Genomic DNA, 20,066 nt, shown 5'->3' on the forward strand with positions numbered 1-20,066 from the left:
AAGGTGGGACGGACAGCGGCGCAAAGCCGGGGAGGGGATGATGGAGTGGGATAGCCTGTGGTTCAACGGTCATGCGGCCACCATGGCTCCGGGAGGCGTCGTGCGGGACGCGGTGATCGCCGTGAAGGACGGGCGGATCGCCTGGATCGGCGCCGCCAAGGACCGCCCCGCCGGTCGCGCCGCCGAGGAGCATGACCTGGGTGGGCGCTGGGTCACGCCGGGACTGATCGACTGTCACACCCACCTCGTCTTCGGCGGCAACCGCGCCCGCGAGTTCGAGATGCGGCTGGAGGGCGCGACCTACGAGGAGATCGCGCGCGCCGGAGGCGGCATCGCCTCGACCGTCGCCGCGACCCGCGCCGCCGATGAGGACGGCCTGATCGCCAGCGCCGCCGTCCGCCTGCAACGGCTGCTGGCCGAGGGCGTGACGATGGTGGAGGTGAAGTCCGGCTACGGCCTCGACCTCGCCACGGAGCGGCGGATGCTGCGCGCGGCGCGGGCTCTGGGTGAGCGTTTCCCCGTCACGGTGCGGATGACTGGGCTGGCCGCCCACGCGCTGCCGCCGGAGTTCGCCGGGCGGGCGGATGACTACATCGCGCTGGTCTGCGAGGACATCCTGCCTGCCCTGGCTGCGGAGGGGCTGCTCGATGCGGTGGATGCCTTCTGCGAACGGATCGCCTTTTCGCCGGAGCAGACGGCCCGCGTGTTCGACACCGCGCAGCGGCTCGGCCTGCCGGTGAAGCTGCACGCCGACCAGCTGTCGGACGGCGGCGGGGCCGCGCTGGCCGCGCGTTACAAGGCGCTATCCGCCGACCATGTGGAGCACACCGGCGAGGAGGGCGCGCGGGCGATGGCCGACGCGGGGACGGTGGCGGTGCTGCTGCCCGGCGCCTTCTACACGCTGCGCGAGACCAAGCTGCCGCCCATCGAACTGTTCCGGCGCCATGGCGTGCCGATGGCGGTGTCCACCGACTGCAACCCCGGGACCTCGCCCGCCGTGTCGCTCCTGCTGATGCTGAACATGGCCTGCACCCTGTTCCGCCTGACCCCGCAGGAGGCGCTGGCCGGAGTCACCCGCAACGCCGCCCAGGCGCTGGGCATGGCGGCCACCCACGGCACGCTGGAGCCCGGCAAGGCCGCCGACTTGGCGGTGTGGAACGTCGGCGACCCGGCGGAGCTGTGCTATTGGCTGGGCGCCAACCCCTGCGCGGCGGTGGTGCGGGGCGGGCGGCTGGTGCGGGGCGGTGTGGAGTGACGTTGCCGGTACGATGGCGTATTCTGAACCCATCTGGAGGGCGCGATGGGCAAGATCGTTCTTGAGGATGTTGAGGAAGGCACGCTCGATCGTCTGAAGGCGCTTGCGAGCAGCACCGGACGAACGCCGGAGGAGGAAGCGAAGCTCCTGCTGGCGGGTGCTCTTGCGCGCGAAGCCGGTGAGCATGCACGCCGCCGCGACCTGCTGGAGCGCATGCGGCGGACAGCCGCCATGACGCGGCCGGATATGGATGCGGATATTACGGACCTCATCCGGGAGGACCGCGACCGGTGAACGTCGTCGATGCTAGTGTCGCGTTGCGATGGTCGATCCAGGACGGTTACACGCCGTTGGCCCAGGAGCTTGTCAGCGGCGACGGGATGCTCGTCGCCCCCGACCTGGTGGTGCCAGAGGTGACGAACGCCCTGTGGAAGATGCGGCGGTCCGGTCTCATCGGCGAAGAGCAGGCGAACCGGGCGTTGGCGGAAATTCCGCAAGCCTACACGATGCTCGTGCCGACGTCGGGGTTGATCCGGCGGGCCTTCTCCATTGCCGCGACCCTCGATCACCCGGCCTACGACTCTTTTTATCTGGCGCTGTCCGAGGAACTCGGCGCACCGCTCGTCACGCTGGACAAGCGCCTGCACGCCCGCACCCGCTCCACCCCTTGGGAGACGTTGACCGTCCTCCTGGGCGGCGGCACTGTTCCCGTCTGAAAACAACAAACGCATCAAGCAAAATTCGAGAGGGACGAGTCACATGTCCGACACCAAGCCGCCGGCCAACCGCCGCGTCATCCGGGCGCCGCACGGCACCGACCTGTCCGCCAAGTCCTGGCTGACCGAGGCGCCGCTGCGCATGCTGATGAACAACCTCGACCCCGACGTTGCGGAAAACCCGGACGAGCTGGTGGTCTATGGCGGCATCGGGCGGGCGGCGCGGAACTGGGACTGCTTCGACGCCATCGTCGCGTCGCTGAAGACCCTGAACGAGGACGAGACGCTGCTGGTCCAGTCGGGCAAGCCGGTCGGCGTCTTCCGCACCCACGCCGACGCGCCGCGCGTGCTGATCGCCAACTCCAACCTCGTGCCGCACTGGGCGACCTGGGACCATTTCCGGGAGCTGGATGCCAAGGGCCTGATGATGTACGGCCAGATGACCGCCGGGTCCTGGATCTACATCGGTAGCCAGGGCATCGTGCAGGGCACCTACGAGACCTTCGTCGAAGTCGGGCGGCGGCATTACGGCGGCGACCTGAAGGGCCGCTGGATCCTGACCGGCGGGCTGGGCGGCATGGGCGGCGCGCAGCCGCTGGCCGCGACCATGGCCGGGGCGTCCATGCTGGCCGTGGAATGCTCCGCCCGCAGCATCGAGCGGCGGCTGGAGACCAAGTATCTCGACCGCTCGGCGACCAGCCTCGACGAGGCGATGGCGATCCTGTGGGAGGCCCAGGCCGCCGGCACGGCGGTGTCGGTCGGTCTGCTCGGCAACGCCGCGGAGGTGTTCCCGGAGCTGGTGCGCCGCGCCAAGACCGACCCGCGCTTCCGCCCCGACGCGGTGACCGACCAGACCAGCGCCCACGACCCGCTGAACGGCTACCTGCCCGCCGGCTGGACGATGGAGGAGGCCGAGACGAAGCGCCGCAGTGATCCGGCGGCGGTGGTCGCCGCGGCCAAGGCGTCGATGGCGACCCATGTCCGCGCCATGCTGGATTTCCACGCCATGGGCGTGCCGACGCTGGACTACGGCAACAACATCCGGCAGGTCGCCAAGGACGAAGGTGTGGCCGACGCCTTCGCCTTCCCCGGCTTCGTGCCCGCCTACATCCGGCCGCTGTTCTGCCGCGGCATCGGCCCCTTCCGCTGGGCCGCCCTGTCCGGCGATCCGGAGGACATCTACCGCACCGATGCCAAAGTGAAGGAGCTGATCCCCGACAACCCGCACCTGCACAATTGGCTGGACATGGCGCGCGAGCGCATTCGCTTCCAGGGCCTGCCGGCGCGCATCTGCTGGGTGGGGCTGGGCGACCGGGCGCGGCTCGGCCTCGCCTTCAACGAGATGGTGGCGAAGGGCGAGCTGAAGGCCCCCATCGTCATCGGGCGCGACCATCTGGACAGCGGCTCCGTCGCCAGCCCGAACCGCGAGACGGAGGGGATGATCGACGGCTCGGACGCGGTGTCCGACTGGCCGCTGCTGAACGCGCTGCTGAACTGCGCCTCGGGGGCGACCTGGGTGTCGCTGCACCATGGCGGCGGCGTCGGCATGGGCTTCAGCCAGCATTCCGGCATGGTCATCGTCGCCGACGGGACGGACGCCGCGGCCAAGCGGCTGGAGCGGGTGCTGACCAACGATCCGGGCACCGGCGTGATGCGCCACGCCGACGCCGGCTATGACATCGCCAAGGACTGCGCCAAGGAGCAGGGGCTCACGCTTCCGATGATCGGCTGACCGGCTTGGCGGGGGTGGCGCGCGGCGGCAGGGTCGCCAGCGCCACCCCCGGCAGCACCAGCAGGACGCCGAGCAGGTGGAACATCTGGAACTGCTCCCCCAGCAGCGCCCAGGCCGCCACCGCCGCCCACAGCGGCATGACATAGAGCGAGGTGCCGGCCCGCGCCGGACCCATCAGGTTGATCGTCTTCTGGTAGGTCAGGAAGGCCAGGACGGAGGCGAACAGCGCCACCCCGGCGATGCGGACGGCGGCGTCCAGGCTCAGCGGGACGGGGCGCAGGGCCAGCGTCTCCCACGCGTAGAAGGGGGCGAGCACGACGACACCGGCCAGCGCGTTCGCCGCGAACACCGTCACCACCGGCAGCGAACTGCGGGTCTGACGCAGCAGCACCGTGTAGACCGCCCACGTCGCCGACCCCACCAGGATCAACAGGTCGCCGGCGTTGAAGGACAGATGCAGCAGCGCCTGCGCGTCGCCGCGGGTCAGGATCACCAGAACGCCGGCCATCGCGACGGCGATTCCCGCCGCCTGCCGCGGTGTCACCTTCTCGCGCAGCCACAGGGCGGCGATCATCAGGATGATGACCGGGCTGGTGGCGTAGATCAGGGCGGCGTTGGTCGCGCTTGTGCGCTCCAGCCCCATGTAGACGACGGCGCCGCACACGCCCTGGGCCAGCGCGCCCAGCAGAAGAAAGCGCTTCCACGAGGAGCGCAGGGCGTGGCGGTGCTGGATCAGGCCGGGCAGGGCCAGCGGCAGGATCATCAGAAAGGCCAGCACCCAGCGCCAGAAGGCCAGCCCGACCGGCGGCACGATGGCCGCCGCGGCCCGGCCGATCACCACGTTGGAGGCGAAGAAGGCCGAGGAGAGCAGATACAGGGCATAGGCTGTGAAGACGGCATTGCTTTGGGGGGCGTTGCGCGGCTGGCGGTCCATGGGGCGTCCGGGAAAGTCGGTGGGCGTCTTACGGAGCCTGCGGCCCCAGCAGCATCACCAGCTTGTAGTCGGATCGTCCGGCGGGGCACAACGTCACTTGTTCGTAGACCAGCGTCCCGTCCTGGGGATGGGTGAAGCCGCGGGTGCCGCCCTCCCGCTCCAGAACGCCCTGATCCTCCCACAGCCGGGCGAAGCGGGGCGAGGCCGCGCGCAGGCCGTCGACCAGAGCGGTCACCTCCGCATCCCCGGCGCGGCGGGCGGTGTCGGCGCGGAATTCGGCGAGCAGCCGGCGGGCGCGGTCCTCCCAGTCGGCGATGAAACCCCGCGCGGTGGGGTCGAGGAAGACGTAGCGCAGCAGGTTCCGCTCCGCCCCGCCCAGCCAGCCGGAGAAGAGATGCGCCGCGGGGGCGTTCCAGCCGACCGCCGTCCAGACGCGGTCGAGCAGGTAGGCCGGTGCCGCCACAACCTCCAGCGCGGCCAGCAGCGTGGCAGGGCGAGGGTCCGGTCCGTCTTTCGCGTCGGCGTCGGGATCGCGCTTGCGCGACAGCTCGAACAGATAGGCGCGTTCCGCCGCGGTCAGCCGCAGCGCCCCGGCGATGCGCGCCAGCGCCTGCGGCGAGACGGAGACCTCGCGCCCCTGTTCCAGCCAAGTGTACCAGGTCGGGCTGAGGCCGCAGAGCTGGGCGGCCTCCTCCCGCCGCAGGCCGGGCGTGCGGCGGCGGGCCGAGCCGGTCTGCGGGATGCCGGCCTCCGCCGGGGTCAGCCGCTCCCGGTGGGCGCGCAGGAAGGCGCCCAGCCGGTGCCGGGCATCGTCGTCCGAACTCATGGTGGCAGCGCTTATACCAGGATAAGCGCTTGCCTTGTACCAGTTTGCCGAACGGCCGATGCTTGGTCATCACAACGGACACGCCCCAACAAACACGAACGGAATCGCCACCATGACCAACAGCCACCACGGCGTCGTCGCCGCGCAGTACGGCCAGCGCGCCGACGCCTATGTGACCAGCGCCGTCCACGCCTCGGGCGCCGACCTGGACCAGATCGAGGACACGCTGCGCGGCCGGAACGCCGTCCGCGTGCTGGATCTCGGCTGCGGCGGCGGCCATGTCGCCTACCGCGCCGCACCCCACGCCGCCGAGGTGGTGGCGGTGGACGTCACCGCCCCGATGCTGGAGGCGGTGGCCCGCAACGCGGCGGAGCGCGGGCTGACCAACATCACCACCACCCAGGCCCCCGCCGAGCGTCTGCCCTTCGCGGACGGCCATTTCGACGTGGTGCTGAGCCGCTTCAGCGCCCATCACTGGCTGAACGCCGAGGCCGGCCTGCGCGAGGCGCGGCGGGTGCTGGCCCCCGGCGGGCGGGCGGTCTTCGTGGACATCGTGTCACCGGGGGACCCGCTGTTGGACACCCACCTCCAGGCCGTGGAACTGCTGCGCGACACCTCGCACGTCCGCAACTACAGCGCCGCGGAATGGATGGGCGCGCTGTCGCGCGCCGGCTTCGCGGTGACCGGCCTGACGCCGCGCCGCCTGCGCATGGAGTTCGCCGTCTGGACCGCCCGCACCTCCACCCCCGACCTGCGCGCCCAGGCCATCCGCGCTCTCCAGGACCTCGCCTCCGATGAGGTGCGCCGCCATTTCGACATCCTGGAGGACGGCAGCTTTCTCCTGGACAGCCTGACCATCGAAGCGGAGGCTTGCTGACCACAAGAAAAGATCGGGGGAGGGGCGGCAATGGGGGACGTTCATGTGCGAAAGGCCGGGCTCGCCGACGCGGGCACGGTCACCGGCCTCGTGGCAGCGCTGCTCTCCGAACTCTCCGCCGGGCAGAACGACACGCCGCGGGCCGTCATGCTGGCCGTCGCCGAATCCCTGCTGAGCGGCGACGGCCCGTCCTACACGGTTTTCCTGGCCGAGGATGCGGCGGGTCGCCCGCTCGGCGTCGCGACGCTGTCGGAGGGCGTCTGCATCTCCACGTTGGGCCGGTTCGGGACGATCCGTGAATTGTACGTGAAACCGGAGTCGCGCTCCGCCGGGGTGGGGCGGGTGCTGATCCGGGCCGTTCTCGACCATGGCCGCCGCCATCGCTGGTCGCGGGTCGAGGTGGGGGCGCCGTCCGCCGCGGATTGGCCGGATTCCCTGCGGTTCTACAAGCGCGAAGGCTTCACGGAGATCGGGCCGCGCCTGAAGTTCCGCTTGGCCTGACGCCTCCCGTGGAGCTTGCGTGATGCCGCTTGGTTGCGTGTTGACAGACGATTCGGCCACGCGCCAAATGAACCCGCATCACCGGCCGCCGAAAAGAACGGGCGGCCATTCGACCGAACACGGGAGGTTGTTAGGAATGAAGCGCATCCTGCTGGGTGCCGGGCTCGGCGTTGCCGCCACCTTGGCGCTTGCTGCGCCGGCCCAGGCCGCCAAGACCCTCGTCTATTGCTCCGAGGGCAGCCCTGAAAACTTCAACCCGATGGTCAACACGACCGGAACGAGCTTCGACGTCTCGCTGCCCGTGTACAACAACCTCGTGCAGTTCGAGTACGGCGGCACCAAGGTGGTCCCCGGCCTCGCCGAGAAGTGGGAGGTGTCGGAGGACGGGCTGACCTACACGTTCCACCTGCGCAAGGGTGTGAAGTGGCACAGCAACAACGACTTCAAGCCGACCCGCGACGCCAACGCGGACGACGTTCTGTGGTCGTTCAACCGCCAGTGGAAGAAGGACCATCCCTTCCACAAGGTATCCGGCGGCGCCTATGACTACTTCAACGACATGGCGATGCCGGACCTGCTGAAGTCGATCGAGAAGGTCGACGACTACACGGTCAAGTTCACGCTGAACAAGGTCGAGGCGCCCTTCATCGCCAATCTGGCGATGCCCTTCGCGCCCATCCAGTCCGCCGAATACGCCGAGGCTCTGCAGAAGAAGAACCAGATCGACAAGATCGATCAGGCGCCGATCGGCACCGGCCCGTTCCAGTTCGTCGCCTACCAGAAGGACGCGGTCATCCGCTACAAGGCGTTCGAGCCGTATTGGGGCGGCAAGGCGCAGCTCGACAACCTCGTCTTCGCCATCACGCCCGACGCCGCCGTCCGCTACGCCAAGCTCAAGGCCGGCGAGTGCCACATCGTGCCGTACCCGAACCCGGCCGATCTGGAGGCGATGAAGAAGGACAGCGCCATCACCCTGATGGAGCAGGAAGGCCTGAACGTCGGCTATCTCGCCTTCAACGTCACCAAGAAGCCCTTCGACGACGTGCGTGTCCGCCGCGCGCTGAACATGGCCATCGACAAGAAGGCCGTGGTCGACGCGGTGTACCAGGGCGCCGGCGTCCCGGCGAAGAACCCGATCCCGCCGACCATGTGGTCGTACAACAAGGAGATCGAGGACTATCCCTACGATCCGGAGCGCGCGAAGAAGCTGCTGGCCGAGGCCGGCTTCCCGGACGGCTTCGAGACCGACCTGTGGGCCATGCCGGTGCAGCGTCCCTACAACCCCAACGCCAAGCGCATGGCCGAGATGATGCAGGCTGACCTGGCCAAGGTCGGCATCAAGGCCAAGGTCGTGCAGTACGAGTGGGGTGAGTACCGCAAGCGCCTCCAGGCCGGCGAGCACCAGATGGGCATGCTGGGCTGGACCGGCGACAACGGCGACCCGGACAACTTCCTGCACGTCCTGCTCGGCTGCGAGGCCGCGCGTGCCGGCGGGTCGAACATCGCCAAGTGGTGCTACAAGGAGTTCGACGACCTCGTCGTCCAGGCCAAGCGCACCACCGACATCGCCGCCCGCACCAAGCTGTACGAGCAGGCGCAGGTCATCTTCAAGGAAGAGGCCCCGTGGCTGACCGTCGCGCACTCGGTCGTGCACATGGCGCTGAGCAAGAATGTGGTCGATTACAAGATGGACCCGTTCGGCATCCATCGCTTCTACGGCGTCGATTTGAAACAATAAACTCAGCGTAGCAAGCGGCTTTACAAAGCGGTCGCCGGGGCATTAAACCCCCGGCTTCCCTTTGCGGATGCAGAGGTAAAAAAGGGGGCCGCGGCCCCCTTGCTTTCGTTTCGAGCCCCCGGTGACGATCCGATGCTACGCTTCATCCTGACGCGGGTGAGCCTGGTGATTCCGACCTTTCTCGGCGTCACCTTCCTGACCTTCCTTCTGATCCGCCTTGTCCCCGGCGACCCCATCGAGGTGCGCGTCGGCGAGCGCGGGATCCCCCCCGAACGGCTTCTCGAACTGCGGCACGAACTGGGGCTGGACCGGCCCCTGTGGCACCAGTTCCTCGACTACATCGGCGGTGTCCTCCAGGGCGACCTCGGCGTGTCGCTGGTGACGCGCAATTCGGTGTTCAGCGAATTCGTGACGCTGTTCCCGGCGACGCTGGAACTGGCCGCGCTCGCCATGCTGTTCGCCACGGTGGTCGGCCTGCCCGCGGGAATCATCGCGGCGGTGCGGCGCGGCTCGATCTTTGACCATGGGGTGATGGGCATCAGCCTGACCGGCTATTCCATGCCGATTTTCTGGTGGGGCCTGCTGCTGATCCTGTTCTTCTCGGTGGGGCTGGGCTGGACGCCGGTGTCCGGGCGGCTCGACCTGCTCTATTACGTGGAGCCGGTGACCGGCTTCATGCTGATCGACACGCTGATGGCCGGCGAATACGGCGCCTTCTGGTCGGCGCTGCACCACCTCATCCTGCCGATGATCGTTCTCGGCACCGTTCCGCTGGCCGTCGTGGCGCGCATGACGCGCTCCGCCATGCTGGAGGTGCTGGGCGAGGACTACATCCGCACCGCGAAGGCCAAGGGGCTGGCGGGCAAGCGGGTGATCGGCTTGCACGCCCTGCGCAACGCGCTGATCCCCGTGGTCACCGTGATCGGTCTTCAGGTGGGCACGCTGCTGGGCGGCGCGATCCTGACCGAAACCATCTTCTCCTGGCCCGGCGTGGGCAAGTGGCTGATCGAGAGCATCAACCGCCGCGACTACCCGGCGCTCCAGGGCGGGGTGCTGCTGATCGCGACGACGGTGATGACCGTGAACCTGCTGGTGGACGTTCTCTACGGCGTCCTGAACCCCCGCATCCGCCATTCGCGGTGAGGTGAGCCATGACGACTCCTACGACGACGGGCGTTCCGGAGACTCTTCCGGCCGCTTCTCCGCCGGTTTCCCAGCCGCCGCACCCGCTGGTCGAGTTCTGGTACCATTTCCGGCAGAACAAGGGGGCCATGGCCGGCCTCGCCGTGATCCTGCTGATCGCCGTTGTGGCGCTGTTCGCCGAGCTGGTGGCGCCGCACGACCCCAACATCCAGTACCGCGACGCCATCCTGGTGCCGCCGGTCTGGCAGGAGGGCGGGCGCTGGGCCTTCCTCCTCGGCACCGACGACATCGGTCGCGACATGCTGTCCCGCCTGATCTTCGGCGCGCGGCTGTCGATGATGATCGGCCTGATCGTCGTCACGCTGTCGCTGGCGGTCGGGCTGGCGCTGGGCATGATCGCCGGATTCTTCGGCGGCGCCACCGACGCGCTGGTCATGCGCTTCATGGACATCCTGCTGTCGCTGCCCAGCCTGCTGCTGGCCGTGGTGGTGGCGGCGATCCTCGGGCCGGGGCTGGTCAATGCCATGCTGGCGGTGTCCATCGTGGTGATCCCGCACTACGCCCGCCTGACCCGCGCCGCGGTGATGGCGGAGACCAACAAGGACTACGTCGTCGCCTCCCGCGTGGCCGGGGCCGGGCCGCTGCGGCTGATGCTGGTGGTGATCCTGCCGAACTGCGTGGCGCCGCTGATCGTCCAGGCGACGCTCGGCTTCTCCACGGCGATCCTCGACGCTGCGGCGCTGGGCTTCCTCGGCCTCGGCGCGCAGCCGCCGACGCCGGAGTGGGGCACCATGCTGGCTTCCTCCCTCCAGTTCCTCCAGCGGGCCCCCTGGGTCGTCACCTGGCCCGGCGTGGCCATCCTGGTGACGGTGCTGGCCTTCAACCTGCTGGGCGACGGGCTGCGCGACGCGCTCGACCCCAAGCTGAAACGCTGATGCCTGTCATGCCTCTTCTCGACATCAAGAACCTGTCCGTCGAGTTCACCACGCGCGCTGGCACCTTCCGCGCCGTGGACGGGATCGACCTCACCGTGGACGAGGGCGAGGTGGTGGGCATCGTCGGCGAGTCCGGGTCCGGCAAGTCCGTGACCTCGCTCGCCGTGATGGGCCTGCTCGGCTCCAACGGCACGGTGGTCGCCGACCGCATGCGGTTCGGCGGCAAGGACCTGCTGGCGATGAGCCCGTCACAGCGCCGGAAGATCACCGGCAAGGACGTGGCCATGGTCTTCCAGGAGCCGATGACCAGCCTGAATCCCTGCTTCACCGTCGGTTTCCAGATCATGGAGACGCTGAAGGTGCATGAGGGGCTGTCCGGCAAGGCGCTGCGCAACCGCGCCATCGAACTGCTGGAGCAGGTCGGCATCCCGGCCCCGGAAAGCCGCCTGTCGGCCTTCCCGCACCAGCTTTCGGGCGGCATGAACCAGCGCGTGATGATCGCCATCGCCATCGCCTGCAACCCGCGCCTTCTGGTCGCGGACGAGCCGACGACGGCGCTCGACGTGACCATCCAGAAGCAGATTCTCGACCTGCTGGTCCGCCTCCAGAAGGAGCGGGGCATGGCGCTGATCCTCATCACCCACGACATGGGCGTGGTGGCGGAGACGGCGCAGCGGGTGGTCGTCATGTACGCCGGGCAGGTCGCCGAGACGCGCCCGGTGGACGCCCTGTTCAAGGCGCCGCGCCACCCCTACACCGGCGCGCTGCTCGATGCGCTGCCGGAGCGGGCGCTGGGCAAGCGCCGGCTGCCGACCATCCCCGGCGTGGTGCCGGGCATCGGCGACCGGCCGCAGGGCTGCCTGTTCAACCCGCGCTGCCGCTTCGCCACCGACCGCTGCCGCATCGAGCGGCCGGCCCTGTTCGACGTGGATGCCGGCAAGGCGCGCTGCTTCTATCCGCTGGCCGACGCTCCGGTCGGCGCCGGGGAGGTTCTGTGATGACCGACATCCTCGCCGACGTCATGCCGGCCACCGGTCCGGTGGTTCTGGAAGCCATCCACCTGCGCAAGCACTACGCGGTCAAGCGCGGCGCCTTCAAGCCGGCGGCCACCGTCAAGGCGCTGGACGGCGTGTCCTTCCAGCTCGAAGCCGGGAAGACGCTGGCTGTGGTCGGCGAATCCGGCTGCGGCAAGTCGACGCTGGCGCGCTCCGTCACGATGATTGAGCCGCCGTCGTCGGGCCAGCTTCTCTACGACGGTCGCGACGTGGTCGGGCGCACCGCGTCGGAGATGAAGGAACTCCGGCGCACCGTGCAGATGGTGTTCCAGAACCCCTATGGATCGCTGAACCCGCGCAAGACCGTGGGCTCGATCCTGTCGGAGCCGCTGGTCATCAACACCCCGATGGGCAAGCAGGAGCGGCGGGAGCGGGCCGTCGCCATGATGGCGAAGGTCGGGCTGCGCCCCGATCAGGTGGACCGCTACCCGCACATGTTCTCCGGCGGTCAGCGCCAGCGCATCGCCATCGCGCGCGCGCTGATGCTGAACCCGCGGGTGGTGGTGGCCGACGAGCCGGTGTCGGCGCTCGACGTGTCGATCCAAGCGCAGGTGCTGAACCTGATGATGGATCTTCAGGAGGAGTTGAACCTCGCCTACCTGTTCATCTCCCACGACCTCAGCGTGGTCCGGCACATCGCCGACGCGGTCATGGTGATGTATCTGGGCCGGCCGGTGGAGCACGGGCCAAAGGACGTGGTCTACTCCCGCCCGCGCCACCCCTACACCCGCATCCTGATGGCCGCCACGCCGCGGGTGAACCCGGCTCTGCGGGCGGAGCGGGTGATCCCGAAGGGCGAACTGCCCTCACCGCTGAACCCGCCGCCGGGTTGCCCCTTCCACAAGCGCTGCCCCTACGCCACGGAGCGTTGCGCGACCGAGGTGCCGGCGCTGCGCCCCGTGGACGAGCGGCTGGTCGCCTGCCACTTCGCGGAAGAGATGGCCTGAGGTCCGGGTGCCGCGGCGTCTCCCGTCAGGCGCCGCGGCCTGTCTTCTCCTGGAGGGCGTCGATGCGTTTGGAGGCTTCGGCCTTCGTCAACTCCCCATCGAAGCCTTCGCCGGCCTCCTCGCTGAGCGTCTTCAGGTAGGAGGCCTGCGCGCCGGTCATCGGCTCGTCCCCCGTCGTCCAGTCGTCCGGGTCCTTCTCGCGGTTCGAGTGTTCGGCACCCCCGGCGTCCGCGGTTTTCGGGTTGCTACCTGAATTCGGTGCGTCTCCGCGATGGTTCTGTGGGTGCTTCTCACGCTCGTCGCTGCGTTTGACGTTCATGAAATGTTCCTTTCTGCTGGAAACGTCTGTCGAACAGCCGCCGATGGGATTGGTTCCCAACCTTGGCTTCCGGGGACTCGCCGACCGTTGAAGCGCCATGCGGAAGGCGTTACCCTTTCGCGCGCTGGGGTTATCCCCGGCCGGTGAGGTGTGGTCCAGCGCGAAGGGACGGAACGAAATGCCGCTGATGGTGTGGAACGACAAGCTGAGCGTCGGGATCGCGCAGTTCGACGAGGAGCACAAGCAACTGGTCGCCCTGGTCAACGAACTGTTCGACGCCGTCCAGGCGGGGCGCAGCAAGGAGGCGCTGGGCGGCATCCTCGACAGCCTCGTCGCCTACACCAAGTCCCACTTCACCCATGAGGAGGAGCATTTCGCCCGCCTCGGCTATCCGGACCGCGACGCCCACAAGGCGGAACACGACGCGCTGGCCAGTCAGGTGCTGGAGGTGCAGCGCAAGTACCACGCCGGCGTCACCGCCACGCTGAGCATGGAGGTGATGAACTTCCTGAAGAACTGGCTCATCAAGCACATCCAGGGTACCGACAAGAAGTACGGCCCCTTCCTGAAGGAAAAGGGCGTGGCGTAAAGGGCCATTTCCCTAAGGACGATTGCCGGGACGGAACGCCCCGGGTCGCTCCCTTCCTCTCTCCCGCCACGGGGCTTTCCCCGTCCGTGTCGCGCGTCAACCCGGCAGGTCCGTCGCCGGGTGTCGGGAACTCTTGGCCGGGGCCGGGGTTCATGAGGTGACGGATGACTCCTGAATGGCTCCGTCGTCGCGCAATTCCGGCGAAGGTGCGCCGATGAACCGATGGCCGACACGGAGCCGTCCCGCCACCAGCGCCCAGGCCAACGGCGCCGGCGCCCCTAGCGCGTGCCGCCGCACATTCGTCTTCCGCTCTCCCGATCCCGCCATCACCGCCCGGCTTTCCGCGGCGCCGCCGTTACGCGCCATCGCCGTCTGAACATGACGATCCGGAGACACACGCAACCGTCACAGGGTCAAAACCATGGAAGAACAGTGGCTCCTCAAGGCGAAATTCGTCGCTTTCAATCTGACGATTTCGGCGTTCGTTTTCGTCCTGTACGCGCAGGGGTGGCTGGATCGGGTCCTGACCGGGCACATCGCCGTGGCGACCGCGATCATCGGAATCGTGTTCGTGGTCGGCTTGGTGATGTCGGCCTACCGGGTGTGGAAGATCGGCGGTGAGCTGGACCGGGCCAAGCTCGGCGGCGGACGGCTGATGAAGGTCGAGAGCGAACGCGCCCTGGAAATCCGCCTGTTCTCCCGGATTTCGCATCTTCAGCACATCGCCAACGCGCTGGGCATGCTCGGCCTGATCGGCACGGCCTGGGGCTTCAGCCTGTTCGCCGCGAACATCACGCCGGACATGGTGGGCAACGCCGCGTCGGCCGGCGCCATGGTGACCACGCTGGCGAGCGGTCTGGGCGTGGCGATCTACGCGACGATGCTCGGCGGCGCCCTGTGTCTGTGGACCACCTGCAACCTCCAGCTCCTGCGCGGGGCGACGGCCTCGCTGTGCGCGCTGATCATGGACGAGGCCCACGCCCGCTCGCGGCTTGCTCCGCGGACAGGAACGCCGGACTTCGCCGCGCCGCAAGCGGCCCCCTACGGCGCCCTGCGCGGCGAGGCCACACCATGAACGATTTTCTGGGCGAGGACCAAACCGGTGTGCTCGTCGCGCGCGACCTGCTGACGCTGCTGCTGTGCGGCTTTGTGGCCTGCGCGGTCCTGGCGGTTCCCTTCATCAACGAGGCCAAGAAGACCGAGGCCAACCAGCAGAACGAGTCCTCCTCGTCCGCCGCGGCGGGCATGGAGCCGCCGGGAAACGTCATCATCGAGGCGCGCTGGGACGACAAGCTGCGCAGCGACGTCGATCTGTGGGTGCAGGCGCCGGGCGACGTGCCGGTCGGCTACTCGAACAAGTCGGGGCTGATCTTCAACCTGCTGCGCGACGATCTGGGCGCCTACGCCGATCCCACGGAGATCAATTTCGAAACCTCCTATTCGCGCGGTATTCCTCCGGGGGAATACACCGTCAACGTGCATATGTTCCGCAACCTGGAGAATGTGTTTCCCATCTGGGTCCGGGTGGTCGCCCGCGTCAAGGCGGAGCATGAGTCGGGGGCCGCCACCATCGCCGCCACGCGCGTCCGGCTGGACCACGAAGGGCAGGAGATCACCGCCTTCCGCTTCACCCTGACGGAGCGGGGCGAACTGGTGCCGGGGTCCCTGAACGCCGTGTTCAAGCCGCTGCGCTCGGCCAAGAATTGACCCGTCGGATCGAGAGTGCGCCATGGAAAGCCTGACCGTCATCTTCGGCTTCGTTGCCGTCGTCACCCTGCTGCTGGTCCTGTCGGCCCTGCGCTGGACGCGCAGCCGGATGGCGCGCGTAGTGATCCTGCTGCTGTTCGCCCTGCTGCTGCCGGCGGCCTACGCGGCGCCGGCGGCGCTGCTGGGCCGGGCGAAGCCGGTCACGCTGGAATGGATGGGGGCCAACGTGCGCGAGGCCAAGGTGCTGAGCGCCACGCTGGTGGAGAACGAAGCGATCTACCTCACCCTCCTCTGGGAGCAGGCGCCCAACCTCTACCGCCTGCCCTGGGACCGCCGCATGGCGGAGCAGTTGCAGGAAGCGCAGCGCGAGGCCCAGCGCAACGGCACCAACCCGATGATGCGGTTGCCCTTCGAACGGTCCTGGGATGACCGGGAACCGCGTTTCTACGCGCAGCCGCAGCCGAAGATGCCGGACAAGCCCTATGAGAACGCGCCCGGCAACGGCGGGCCGGGCGGCAATCCGGGAATCGAGTTCCAACATCCCGGCCAGCCGACCTGAGACGTTCGGCAGGCTGGTGGCGCCTGCGGACCGCTTTCCGTCACAGCGTCCATGAAGGCCTCTTGAAGGCGGGGTGCGGCCTCGTCTACGGTTCCGCGATTCCGTCCGTTCGAGCAAAGAGAGTCCCATGCCGTCCTTCGACATCGTGTCCAAGACCGACATCCACGAAATCGACAACGCGCTGAACGGCATGCGCCGCGAGATCGAGACCCGCTTCGACTTCAAGGGCTCGCGCTGCACCGTGGAGCGCACCGAGAACGACATCACCCTGCTGGCCGACGACGCCCCCAAGCTCGACCAGATGCAGGAACTGCTGCGGGTCTACGTGACCCGGCGGAAGCTGGACGCCGGAGCGCTGGACTACTCCAAGCCGCCGGAGCGGGCGGCGGGCGACGCGCTGCGCCAGGTCGTCACCGTCAAGCAGGGCATCGCCCAGGACCTCGGCAAGACCATCGTCAAGGCGATCAAGGACGCCAAGATGAAGGTCCAGGTCTCCATCCAGGGCGACGAACTGCGCGTTACCGGCAAGAAGCGCGACGACCTCCAGGACGCCATCGCCCTGGTGCGCGGGCTGAAGATCGAGCAGCCCCTGCAGTATGTGAACTTCCGGGACTGACGGCCGGCCCAGGCCCCGCTGGGGCGAATTTTGCCGGCTGGCCGGTCATTCTTGCCGGGTGGGGCGGAAATTTTTGCCGGGTGCGCGGGCGGCGAGAGGGCCTCGCCACCCGGCCTTCCGCCTCTTCCGATGATGGCCCGTCCCTTGCTTGCCCTGCTTCGGTAGCCGAACGCCGCAGGGTCCACGCGCCATGTCGATACCGGCCAACGCCGACGCTTCCCAGTTGATGCGCATCCGGGCTGAAGAGCTTCTGGAGCGCAAAGGCACGGGTGCGCCCCGGCAGGCGGGGGAGCTCGCCGGCCAGTTCGCCGCGATGCTGGAGCAGCTGAACGGCGTCGGCGGCGAGGATGGTGCGTCGGGCCTGATGGCGTCCTCCGCGGCGGGGCCGGTGACGGGGAGTTCCTCGATTGCCCACCGGCTGGGTGTCGGCGCCGTCAGCGTCTTCGCACAGAGCGGAGCGGACGAGGCAACGGGCGGCCAGACCGCCGACGGCCACACGCCCGACATGCGGGCGCCCAACGCCGAGGAGGCCATGCAGGTGGTGCAGAGCGCGCTCCAGGCCGACAGCGCGCCGAACTTCCGCTGGCTGACCACGCTGCTGACGCAGAGCGCTCCCGACAATATGAAGGCGGGGTCGGCCCAGTAACGGAAGGGTGCCGGCTCAGCGAACCTCCAGCCGGCGCTCCAGCGTGACCACCGTCTTGCCGTCGCGGGCCAGCGTCACGATGCCCTTGTAGGGTCCCTTGGGCCATCCAGCCGCCGGGCGTTTCAGCCCCTGATAGGCGAACCAGACGGCCTTGTCCCCGGTGATGCCCTTGCTGTTGTCGAAGAGGGTGCGGCCATCGCCGTCGAGGATGCGGATCCGCTGGGTGTCGCCGTCGCGGACGCCCATGATGTCCGACCACAGCACCAGCAGGGGCGCGTCCGGTGTCAGCACCTCCCCGGCGAATTCGCCATGGCGGGCCGGCTCGGCCTCCGGAACGCGGCGGGTGGCGAAGCCGGCGCTGAGCCCGGCGGTCGGGCGGTAGGCCAGCGTCTTGGCCGTGGCGGCGTTCCACAGCGGCGTCATGGGCTGGCCGCAGGCGGTGAAGGGCTGCTGGCCCACAAAGGGATCGACGACGGCGCCGTTGTGGCGCACGCCGAAATGCAGATGGGGGAACTCGGTCAGTCCCGACAGACCGACGTCGCCGAGCCGTTGCCCGGCCTCCACCCGCTGGCCGGGAGTGACCGCGACGCTGCCGCGCTTCATGTGCAGGTAGGCGGTCTGCCAGCCGTCGCCATGGTCGATGATGACGGCGTTGCCGCCCCCGACCTTCATCACCGTGTCACGCCCGATGACGTTCACATTCACGTCTTCCATGCCGTCGCGCACCCGCAGGACGGTGCCCGCGGCGGCGGCCAGCACGGCGACGCCCTTGTCCATCGCGGTGTAGTCGGGAAGGCGGAAATCCGTGCCGTCATGGCCGTCGTAGCTCAGCCGGCCGCAGGCATGGTCGCGCCAGCCGGGACCGGCGTCCTCGTCGACGTAGTTCTGGATGAAGCAGGTTTCCCCGATCCGGCACGCGAGCGGTAACCCGAAGGCCGGCGCTTCCGCCGCCGCAGGGCCGGCGAAACCCAGCGCGACCGCGACGAGGCTTGCGGACAGGAGGGTGGCGAGCGCGGCGCGGATCATGTGGGCTTCCCATGGAGGAGAGGCGGGTCTGCCGGGGCAGGGTGAGGCATGCTCCGCCCCGATGCAACCGCAAGGAAGCCATACGCCGGCCGGCCGGGGTGTCCGGCCAGACTCCTTCGTCAGGCTTCCTCAGCCGCCGATCAGCACCGCCAGCACTTCGGAGGCCAGGACCGCGGGCTTGATCGGCTTGCGGACCATCCGGGCGACGCCCAGCTTGGTCAGGGCCTGCATGGTCAGCTCCGGCGGCACCCGCTCGTCGATGCCGGACAGGACGATGATCCGCAGGTTCGGACGAAGGCTCTTGGCTGCCTGGATGACCTCGAATCCGTCATGCTCCGGCATGATGAGATCGGTGACCAGCAGGTCGAACTCATGGAAGGTCAATGACTCGATGGCCGCCCGCGCGTCGGTGCAGCCGGTCACGCTGTTGCCTTCCTTCTCCAGAATCTTGCTGACGATGCTGAGGGATACCGGATCGTCATCGACGACGAGGATGTCGGCCATCGAAGTCTGCCCTCTCATGCTTCGGTGTTTGGGGTTTTGCCAACCTGAATAAGGCCCGGCTGGTTTACGCCCCGTTTATGAGCGGGGACGGCCATGCATCCAGGTCAAGGCACCCGGCACGCGCGCCCGTGCGGCGTTGACTTGGCGTTCCGTCCGCGTAAACTGTGGATGCCTTTGCACAGAGGGCGCCGGTCGCCCATCACGGGGACCGGCGGATTGGGTCATATCGCTTTCAAGAGGATGTGACATGAGCACCGCATTGACGCTGACCACGCCTTTTCCCGGCGAGTCGCTGTCCCGTTACATCGAGCAGGTCCACCGCTTCCCCGTTCTGGGCGCGGAGGAGGAGTATGTGTTGGCCACCGCGTGGCGCCAGCACGGCGACATGGAGGCGGCCCGCAAGCTGGTGACCAGCCATCTGCGTCTGGTCGTCAAGATCGCCACCGGCTTCCGCGGCTACGGCCTGCCGATGACCGATCTGGTCGGCGAGGGCAACATCGGCCTGATGACCGCCGTCCGCAAATTCGAGCCGGACCGCGGCTTCCGTCTGTCCACCTACGCGATGTGGTGGATCAAGGCGTCCATCCAGGAATACATCCTGCGCTCCTGGAGCCTCGTGAAACTGGGCACCACCGGCGCGCAGAAGAAGCTTTTCTTCGGCCTGTCCCGCCTGAAGCGCAAGCTGGGCGAGTTCGGCAACGGCGACCTGAAGCCGGAAAGCGTGTCCCGGATCGCCCGGGAACTCGACGTGCCGGAAAGCGATGTGGTGGCGGTGAACCGCCGCTTCGTCCAGCCGGTCGCCTCGCTCAACGCGCCGCTCTCCGCCGGGGAGGGGACTGCGGAGATGCAGGACTTCCTGCCCGACGAGCGCCCGAACGCCGAGGACAGCCTGCTCGAGCGCGACGAGGCGATGCACCGCAGCGCCATGCTCCACGAGGCGATGACGGTGCTGAAGGACCGCGAGCGCGACATCCTGACCGCCCGCCGCCTCAGCCCGTCGCCGAAGACGCTGGAGGATCTGGCCGCCGTTTACGGCGTCAGCCGCGAGCGCATCCGCCAGATCGAGGAGCGCGCTTTCCAGAAACTGTCCCAGAGGGTACGGGAACTCGCCGCAGCGGCATAAGAGGGAGGCTGTTGCCTCCCTCTCCTCTGTAGTGTATGTCGAAAGGCGTATATCCCGGAGGGTTGGCTTTGGTTGCCAACGCCGTTTCTCCGGGTGAGACAGGGCGGTGTTCTCCTGCCCAGGGTTGTGGTAGGGGGAGCGGTGGATGCAACAGATGTTGTGATTTCGCCGCAATTTGTTGGAAAATGCTCCGCAAGCCGTCATAATGACAACTCGGTTTCTGTGCACCCCTGGGTATCGGGCCTCGTGTCGAGCCTCCGGGGCGCTTTGGTGAGCGGGTACGGTTTTGTCCAACGTGTCTCCGGCAGAGCATCAGGG

At 68.3% G+C, this 20,066-nt stretch carries 23 protein-coding genes; 18 read left to right on the top strand and 5 right to left on the bottom strand.

The features are described from left to right. Positions 1-40: 40 nt before the first annotated feature. Genes hutI through hutU form a run of 4 tightly spaced genes read left to right on the top strand, consistent with a single transcriptional unit; the run spans position 41 to position 3,703 of the window. Positions 41-1,255: an imidazolonepropionase gene (hutI, locus tag Sp245p_RS15145; protein WP_014198664.1), complete on the top strand. Its 1,215-nt coding sequence runs from the start codon at positions 41-43 to the stop codon at positions 1,253-1,255. Between the two features lie 45 nt (positions 1,256-1,300). Next, positions 1,301-1,549, top strand: coding sequence for a hypothetical protein (locus Sp245p_RS15150; RefSeq protein ID WP_014198665.1), 249 nt, complete (start codon positions 1,301-1,303; stop codon positions 1,547-1,549). Then, the gene (locus tag Sp245p_RS15155; RefSeq protein WP_014198666.1) at positions 1,546-1,971 is read left to right on the top strand and encodes a type II toxin-antitoxin system VapC family toxin; all 426 of its coding nucleotides are present in this window, start codon (positions 1,546-1,548) and stop codon (positions 1,969-1,971) included. The genes Sp245p_RS15150 and Sp245p_RS15155 overlap by 4 nt, the downstream gene beginning before the upstream one ends. 43 nt (positions 1,972-2,014) lie before the next feature. After that, positions 2,015-3,703, top strand: coding sequence for a urocanate hydratase (gene hutU / locus Sp245p_RS15160; RefSeq protein WP_014198668.1), 1,689 nt, complete (start codon positions 2,015-2,017; stop codon positions 3,701-3,703). Here the strand turns inward: hutU and Sp245p_RS15165 are convergent. Both Sp245p_RS15165 and Sp245p_RS15170 read right to left on the bottom strand, forming a co-directional pair. Then, positions 3,681-4,637 (bottom strand): DMT family transporter, encoded by a 957-nt coding sequence (locus tag Sp245p_RS15165; protein WP_109138661.1) that lies wholly within the window; start codon positions 4,635-4,637, stop codon positions 3,681-3,683. The genes hutU and Sp245p_RS15165 overlap by 23 nt on opposite strands. A gap of 28 nt (positions 4,638-4,665) precedes the next feature. Further along, positions 4,666-5,463 (bottom strand): helix-turn-helix transcriptional regulator, encoded by a 798-nt coding sequence (locus Sp245p_RS15170; RefSeq protein WP_109138662.1) that lies wholly within the window; start codon positions 5,461-5,463, stop codon positions 4,666-4,668. A 112-nt stretch (positions 5,464-5,575) separates the two neighbouring features. Between Sp245p_RS15170 and Sp245p_RS15175 the strand changes: the two genes are divergently transcribed. The 7 genes from Sp245p_RS15175 to Sp245p_RS15205 all read left to right on the top strand — a co-directional run bounded on the left by Sp245p_RS15175 (position 5,576) and on the right by Sp245p_RS15205 (position 12,659). Continuing rightward, complete coding sequence (locus tag Sp245p_RS15175; protein ID WP_014198671.1) at positions 5,576-6,340, top strand: class I SAM-dependent methyltransferase; 765 nt, start codon at positions 5,576-5,578, stop codon at positions 6,338-6,340. Between the two features lie 30 nt (positions 6,341-6,370). Then, positions 6,371-6,841 carry a GNAT family N-acetyltransferase gene (locus tag Sp245p_RS15180; RefSeq protein WP_014198672.1) on the top strand — a complete coding sequence of 157 codons (471 nt, stop codon included), beginning with the start codon at positions 6,371-6,373 and terminating at the stop codon, positions 6,839-6,841. Between the two features lie 136 nt (positions 6,842-6,977). Further along, positions 6,978-8,579 carry an ABC transporter substrate-binding protein gene (locus Sp245p_RS15185; protein ID WP_014198673.1) on the top strand — a complete coding sequence of 534 codons (1,602 nt, stop codon included), beginning with the start codon at positions 6,978-6,980 and terminating at the stop codon, positions 8,577-8,579. 132 nt (positions 8,580-8,711) lie between these two features. Then, positions 8,712-9,722 (top strand): ABC transporter permease subunit, encoded by a 1,011-nt coding sequence (locus tag Sp245p_RS15190; protein ID WP_014198674.1) that lies wholly within the window; start codon positions 8,712-8,714, stop codon positions 9,720-9,722. Positions 9,723-9,730: 8 nt separating this feature from the next. Beyond that, on the top strand, positions 9,731-10,657 hold the full coding sequence (locus tag Sp245p_RS15195; RefSeq protein WP_014198675.1) for an ABC transporter permease subunit: 927 nt from the start codon (positions 9,731-9,733) through the stop codon (positions 10,655-10,657). A gap of 8 nt (positions 10,658-10,665) precedes the next feature. Further along, entirely contained in the window at positions 10,666-11,655 is a 990-nt protein-coding gene (locus Sp245p_RS15200) for an ABC transporter ATP-binding protein (protein ID WP_014198676.1), read from the top strand. Beyond that, entirely contained in the window at positions 11,655-12,659 is a 1,005-nt protein-coding gene (locus tag Sp245p_RS15205) for a peptide ABC transporter ATP-binding protein (protein ID WP_014198677.1), read from the top strand. Before Sp245p_RS15200 ends, Sp245p_RS15205 begins: the two co-directional genes overlap by 1 nt. 25 nt (positions 12,660-12,684) lie before the next feature. Here Sp245p_RS15205 and Sp245p_RS15210 read toward each other — a convergent pair whose 3' ends face one another. Further along, positions 12,685-12,978, bottom strand: coding sequence for a DUF3072 domain-containing protein (locus Sp245p_RS15210; protein ID WP_014198678.1), 294 nt, complete (start codon positions 12,976-12,978; stop codon positions 12,685-12,687). A 178-nt stretch (positions 12,979-13,156) separates the two neighbouring features. On the opposite strand from Sp245p_RS15210, the gene Sp245p_RS15215 reads away from it, so the two are divergent. From Sp245p_RS15215 to Sp245p_RS15240, 6 genes are all read left to right on the top strand, one after another. After that, positions 13,157-13,567, top strand: coding sequence for a bacteriohemerythrin (locus tag Sp245p_RS15215; RefSeq protein ID WP_014198679.1), 411 nt, complete (start codon positions 13,157-13,159; stop codon positions 13,565-13,567). 421 nt (positions 13,568-13,988) lie between these two features. Continuing rightward, on the top strand, positions 13,989-14,642 hold the full coding sequence (locus tag Sp245p_RS15220; protein ID WP_014198681.1) for a MotA/TolQ/ExbB proton channel family protein: 654 nt from the start codon (positions 13,989-13,991) through the stop codon (positions 14,640-14,642). Continuing rightward, entirely contained in the window at positions 14,639-15,274 is a 636-nt protein-coding gene (locus tag Sp245p_RS15225; RefSeq protein WP_014198682.1) for a hypothetical protein, read from the top strand. Before Sp245p_RS15220 ends, Sp245p_RS15225 begins: the two co-directional genes overlap by 4 nt. A gap of 22 nt (positions 15,275-15,296) precedes the next feature. Next, positions 15,297-15,833 (top strand): hypothetical protein, encoded by a 537-nt coding sequence (locus tag Sp245p_RS15230; protein WP_014198683.1) that lies wholly within the window; start codon positions 15,297-15,299, stop codon positions 15,831-15,833. Between the two features lie 127 nt (positions 15,834-15,960). After that, a complete protein-coding gene (locus Sp245p_RS15235) occupies positions 15,961-16,449 on the top strand; it encodes a YajQ family cyclic di-GMP-binding protein (RefSeq protein WP_014198684.1) in 489 nt (162 codons plus the stop codon). A 190-nt stretch (positions 16,450-16,639) separates the two neighbouring features. Further along, positions 16,640-17,095 (top strand): hypothetical protein, encoded by a 456-nt coding sequence (locus Sp245p_RS15240; RefSeq protein WP_014198685.1) that lies wholly within the window; start codon positions 16,640-16,642, stop codon positions 17,093-17,095. Positions 17,096-17,110: 15 nt separating this feature from the next. Here the strand turns inward: Sp245p_RS15240 and Sp245p_RS15245 are convergent, their stop codons facing one another. Continuing rightward, positions 17,111-18,121, bottom strand: a complete 1,011-nt coding sequence (locus Sp245p_RS15245; RefSeq protein WP_014198686.1) for a M23 family metallopeptidase — start codon at positions 18,119-18,121, stop codon at positions 17,111-17,113. A 129-nt stretch (positions 18,122-18,250) separates the two neighbouring features. Next, complete coding sequence (locus Sp245p_RS15250; protein WP_014198687.1) at positions 18,251-18,625, bottom strand: response regulator; 375 nt, start codon at positions 18,623-18,625, stop codon at positions 18,251-18,253. A 247-nt stretch (positions 18,626-18,872) separates the two neighbouring features. Between Sp245p_RS15250 and rpoH the strand changes: the two genes are divergently transcribed. Continuing rightward, the gene (gene rpoH / locus Sp245p_RS15255; protein WP_014198688.1) at positions 18,873-19,748 is read left to right on the top strand and encodes an RNA polymerase sigma factor RpoH; all 876 of its coding nucleotides are present in this window, start codon (positions 18,873-18,875) and stop codon (positions 19,746-19,748) included. Positions 19,749-20,066: the final 318 nt, after the last annotated feature.

Source organism: Azospirillum baldaniorum (assembly GCF_003119195.2).
Lineage (GTDB): Bacteria > Pseudomonadota > Alphaproteobacteria > Azospirillales > Azospirillaceae > Azospirillum > Azospirillum baldaniorum.

Excerpts from the sequence above, each read along its gene's own strand:
- Sp245p_RS15240 (WP_014198685.1), top strand. The coding sequence starts at position 16,640 with ATGTCGATACCGGCCAACGCCGACGCTTCCCAGTTGATGCGCATCCGG.
- Sp245p_RS15210 (WP_014198678.1), bottom strand. The coding sequence starts at position 12,978 with ATGAACGTCAAACGCAGCGACGAGCGTGAGAAGCACCCACAGAACCAT.
- Sp245p_RS15180 (WP_014198672.1), top strand. The coding sequence starts at position 6,371 with ATGGGGGACGTTCATGTGCGAAAGGCCGGGCTCGCCGACGCGGGCACG.
- Sp245p_RS15250 (WP_014198687.1), bottom strand. The coding sequence starts at position 18,625 with ATGGCCGACATCCTCGTCGTCGATGACGATCCGGTATCCCTCAGCATC.
- Sp245p_RS15235 (WP_014198684.1), top strand. The coding sequence starts at position 15,961 with ATGCCGTCCTTCGACATCGTGTCCAAGACCGACATCCACGAAATCGAC.
- Sp245p_RS15150 (WP_014198665.1), top strand. The coding sequence starts at position 1,301 with ATGGGCAAGATCGTTCTTGAGGATGTTGAGGAAGGCACGCTCGATCGT.
- hutU (WP_014198668.1), top strand. The coding sequence starts at position 2,015 with ATGTCCGACACCAAGCCGCCGGCCAACCGCCGCGTCATCCGGGCGCCG.
- Sp245p_RS15200 (WP_014198676.1), top strand. The coding sequence starts at position 10,666 with ATGCCTCTTCTCGACATCAAGAACCTGTCCGTCGAGTTCACCACGCGC.
- Sp245p_RS15190 (WP_014198674.1), top strand. The coding sequence starts at position 8,712 with ATGCTACGCTTCATCCTGACGCGGGTGAGCCTGGTGATTCCGACCTTT.
- Sp245p_RS15185 (WP_014198673.1), top strand. The coding sequence starts at position 6,978 with ATGAAGCGCATCCTGCTGGGTGCCGGGCTCGGCGTTGCCGCCACCTTG.
- Sp245p_RS15245 (WP_014198686.1), bottom strand. The coding sequence starts at position 18,121 with ATGATCCGCGCCGCGCTCGCCACCCTCCTGTCCGCAAGCCTCGTCGCG.
- Sp245p_RS15175 (WP_014198671.1), top strand. The coding sequence starts at position 5,576 with ATGACCAACAGCCACCACGGCGTCGTCGCCGCGCAGTACGGCCAGCGC.
- Sp245p_RS15205 (WP_014198677.1), top strand. The coding sequence starts at position 11,655 with ATGACCGACATCCTCGCCGACGTCATGCCGGCCACCGGTCCGGTGGTT.
- Sp245p_RS15220 (WP_014198681.1), top strand. The coding sequence starts at position 13,989 with ATGGAAGAACAGTGGCTCCTCAAGGCGAAATTCGTCGCTTTCAATCTG.
- Sp245p_RS15230 (WP_014198683.1), top strand. The coding sequence starts at position 15,297 with ATGGAAAGCCTGACCGTCATCTTCGGCTTCGTTGCCGTCGTCACCCTG.
- Sp245p_RS15170 (WP_109138662.1), bottom strand. The coding sequence starts at position 5,463 with ATGAGTTCGGACGACGATGCCCGGCACCGGCTGGGCGCCTTCCTGCGC.
- Sp245p_RS15165 (WP_109138661.1), bottom strand. The coding sequence starts at position 4,637 with ATGGACCGCCAGCCGCGCAACGCCCCCCAAAGCAATGCCGTCTTCACA.
- rpoH (WP_014198688.1), top strand. The coding sequence starts at position 18,873 with ATGAGCACCGCATTGACGCTGACCACGCCTTTTCCCGGCGAGTCGCTG.
- Sp245p_RS15215 (WP_014198679.1), top strand. The coding sequence starts at position 13,157 with ATGCCGCTGATGGTGTGGAACGACAAGCTGAGCGTCGGGATCGCGCAG.
- Sp245p_RS15195 (WP_014198675.1), top strand. The coding sequence starts at position 9,731 with ATGACGACTCCTACGACGACGGGCGTTCCGGAGACTCTTCCGGCCGCT.
- hutI (WP_014198664.1), top strand. The coding sequence starts at position 41 with ATGGAGTGGGATAGCCTGTGGTTCAACGGTCATGCGGCCACCATGGCT.
- Sp245p_RS15225 (WP_014198682.1), top strand. The coding sequence starts at position 14,639 with ATGAACGATTTTCTGGGCGAGGACCAAACCGGTGTGCTCGTCGCGCGC.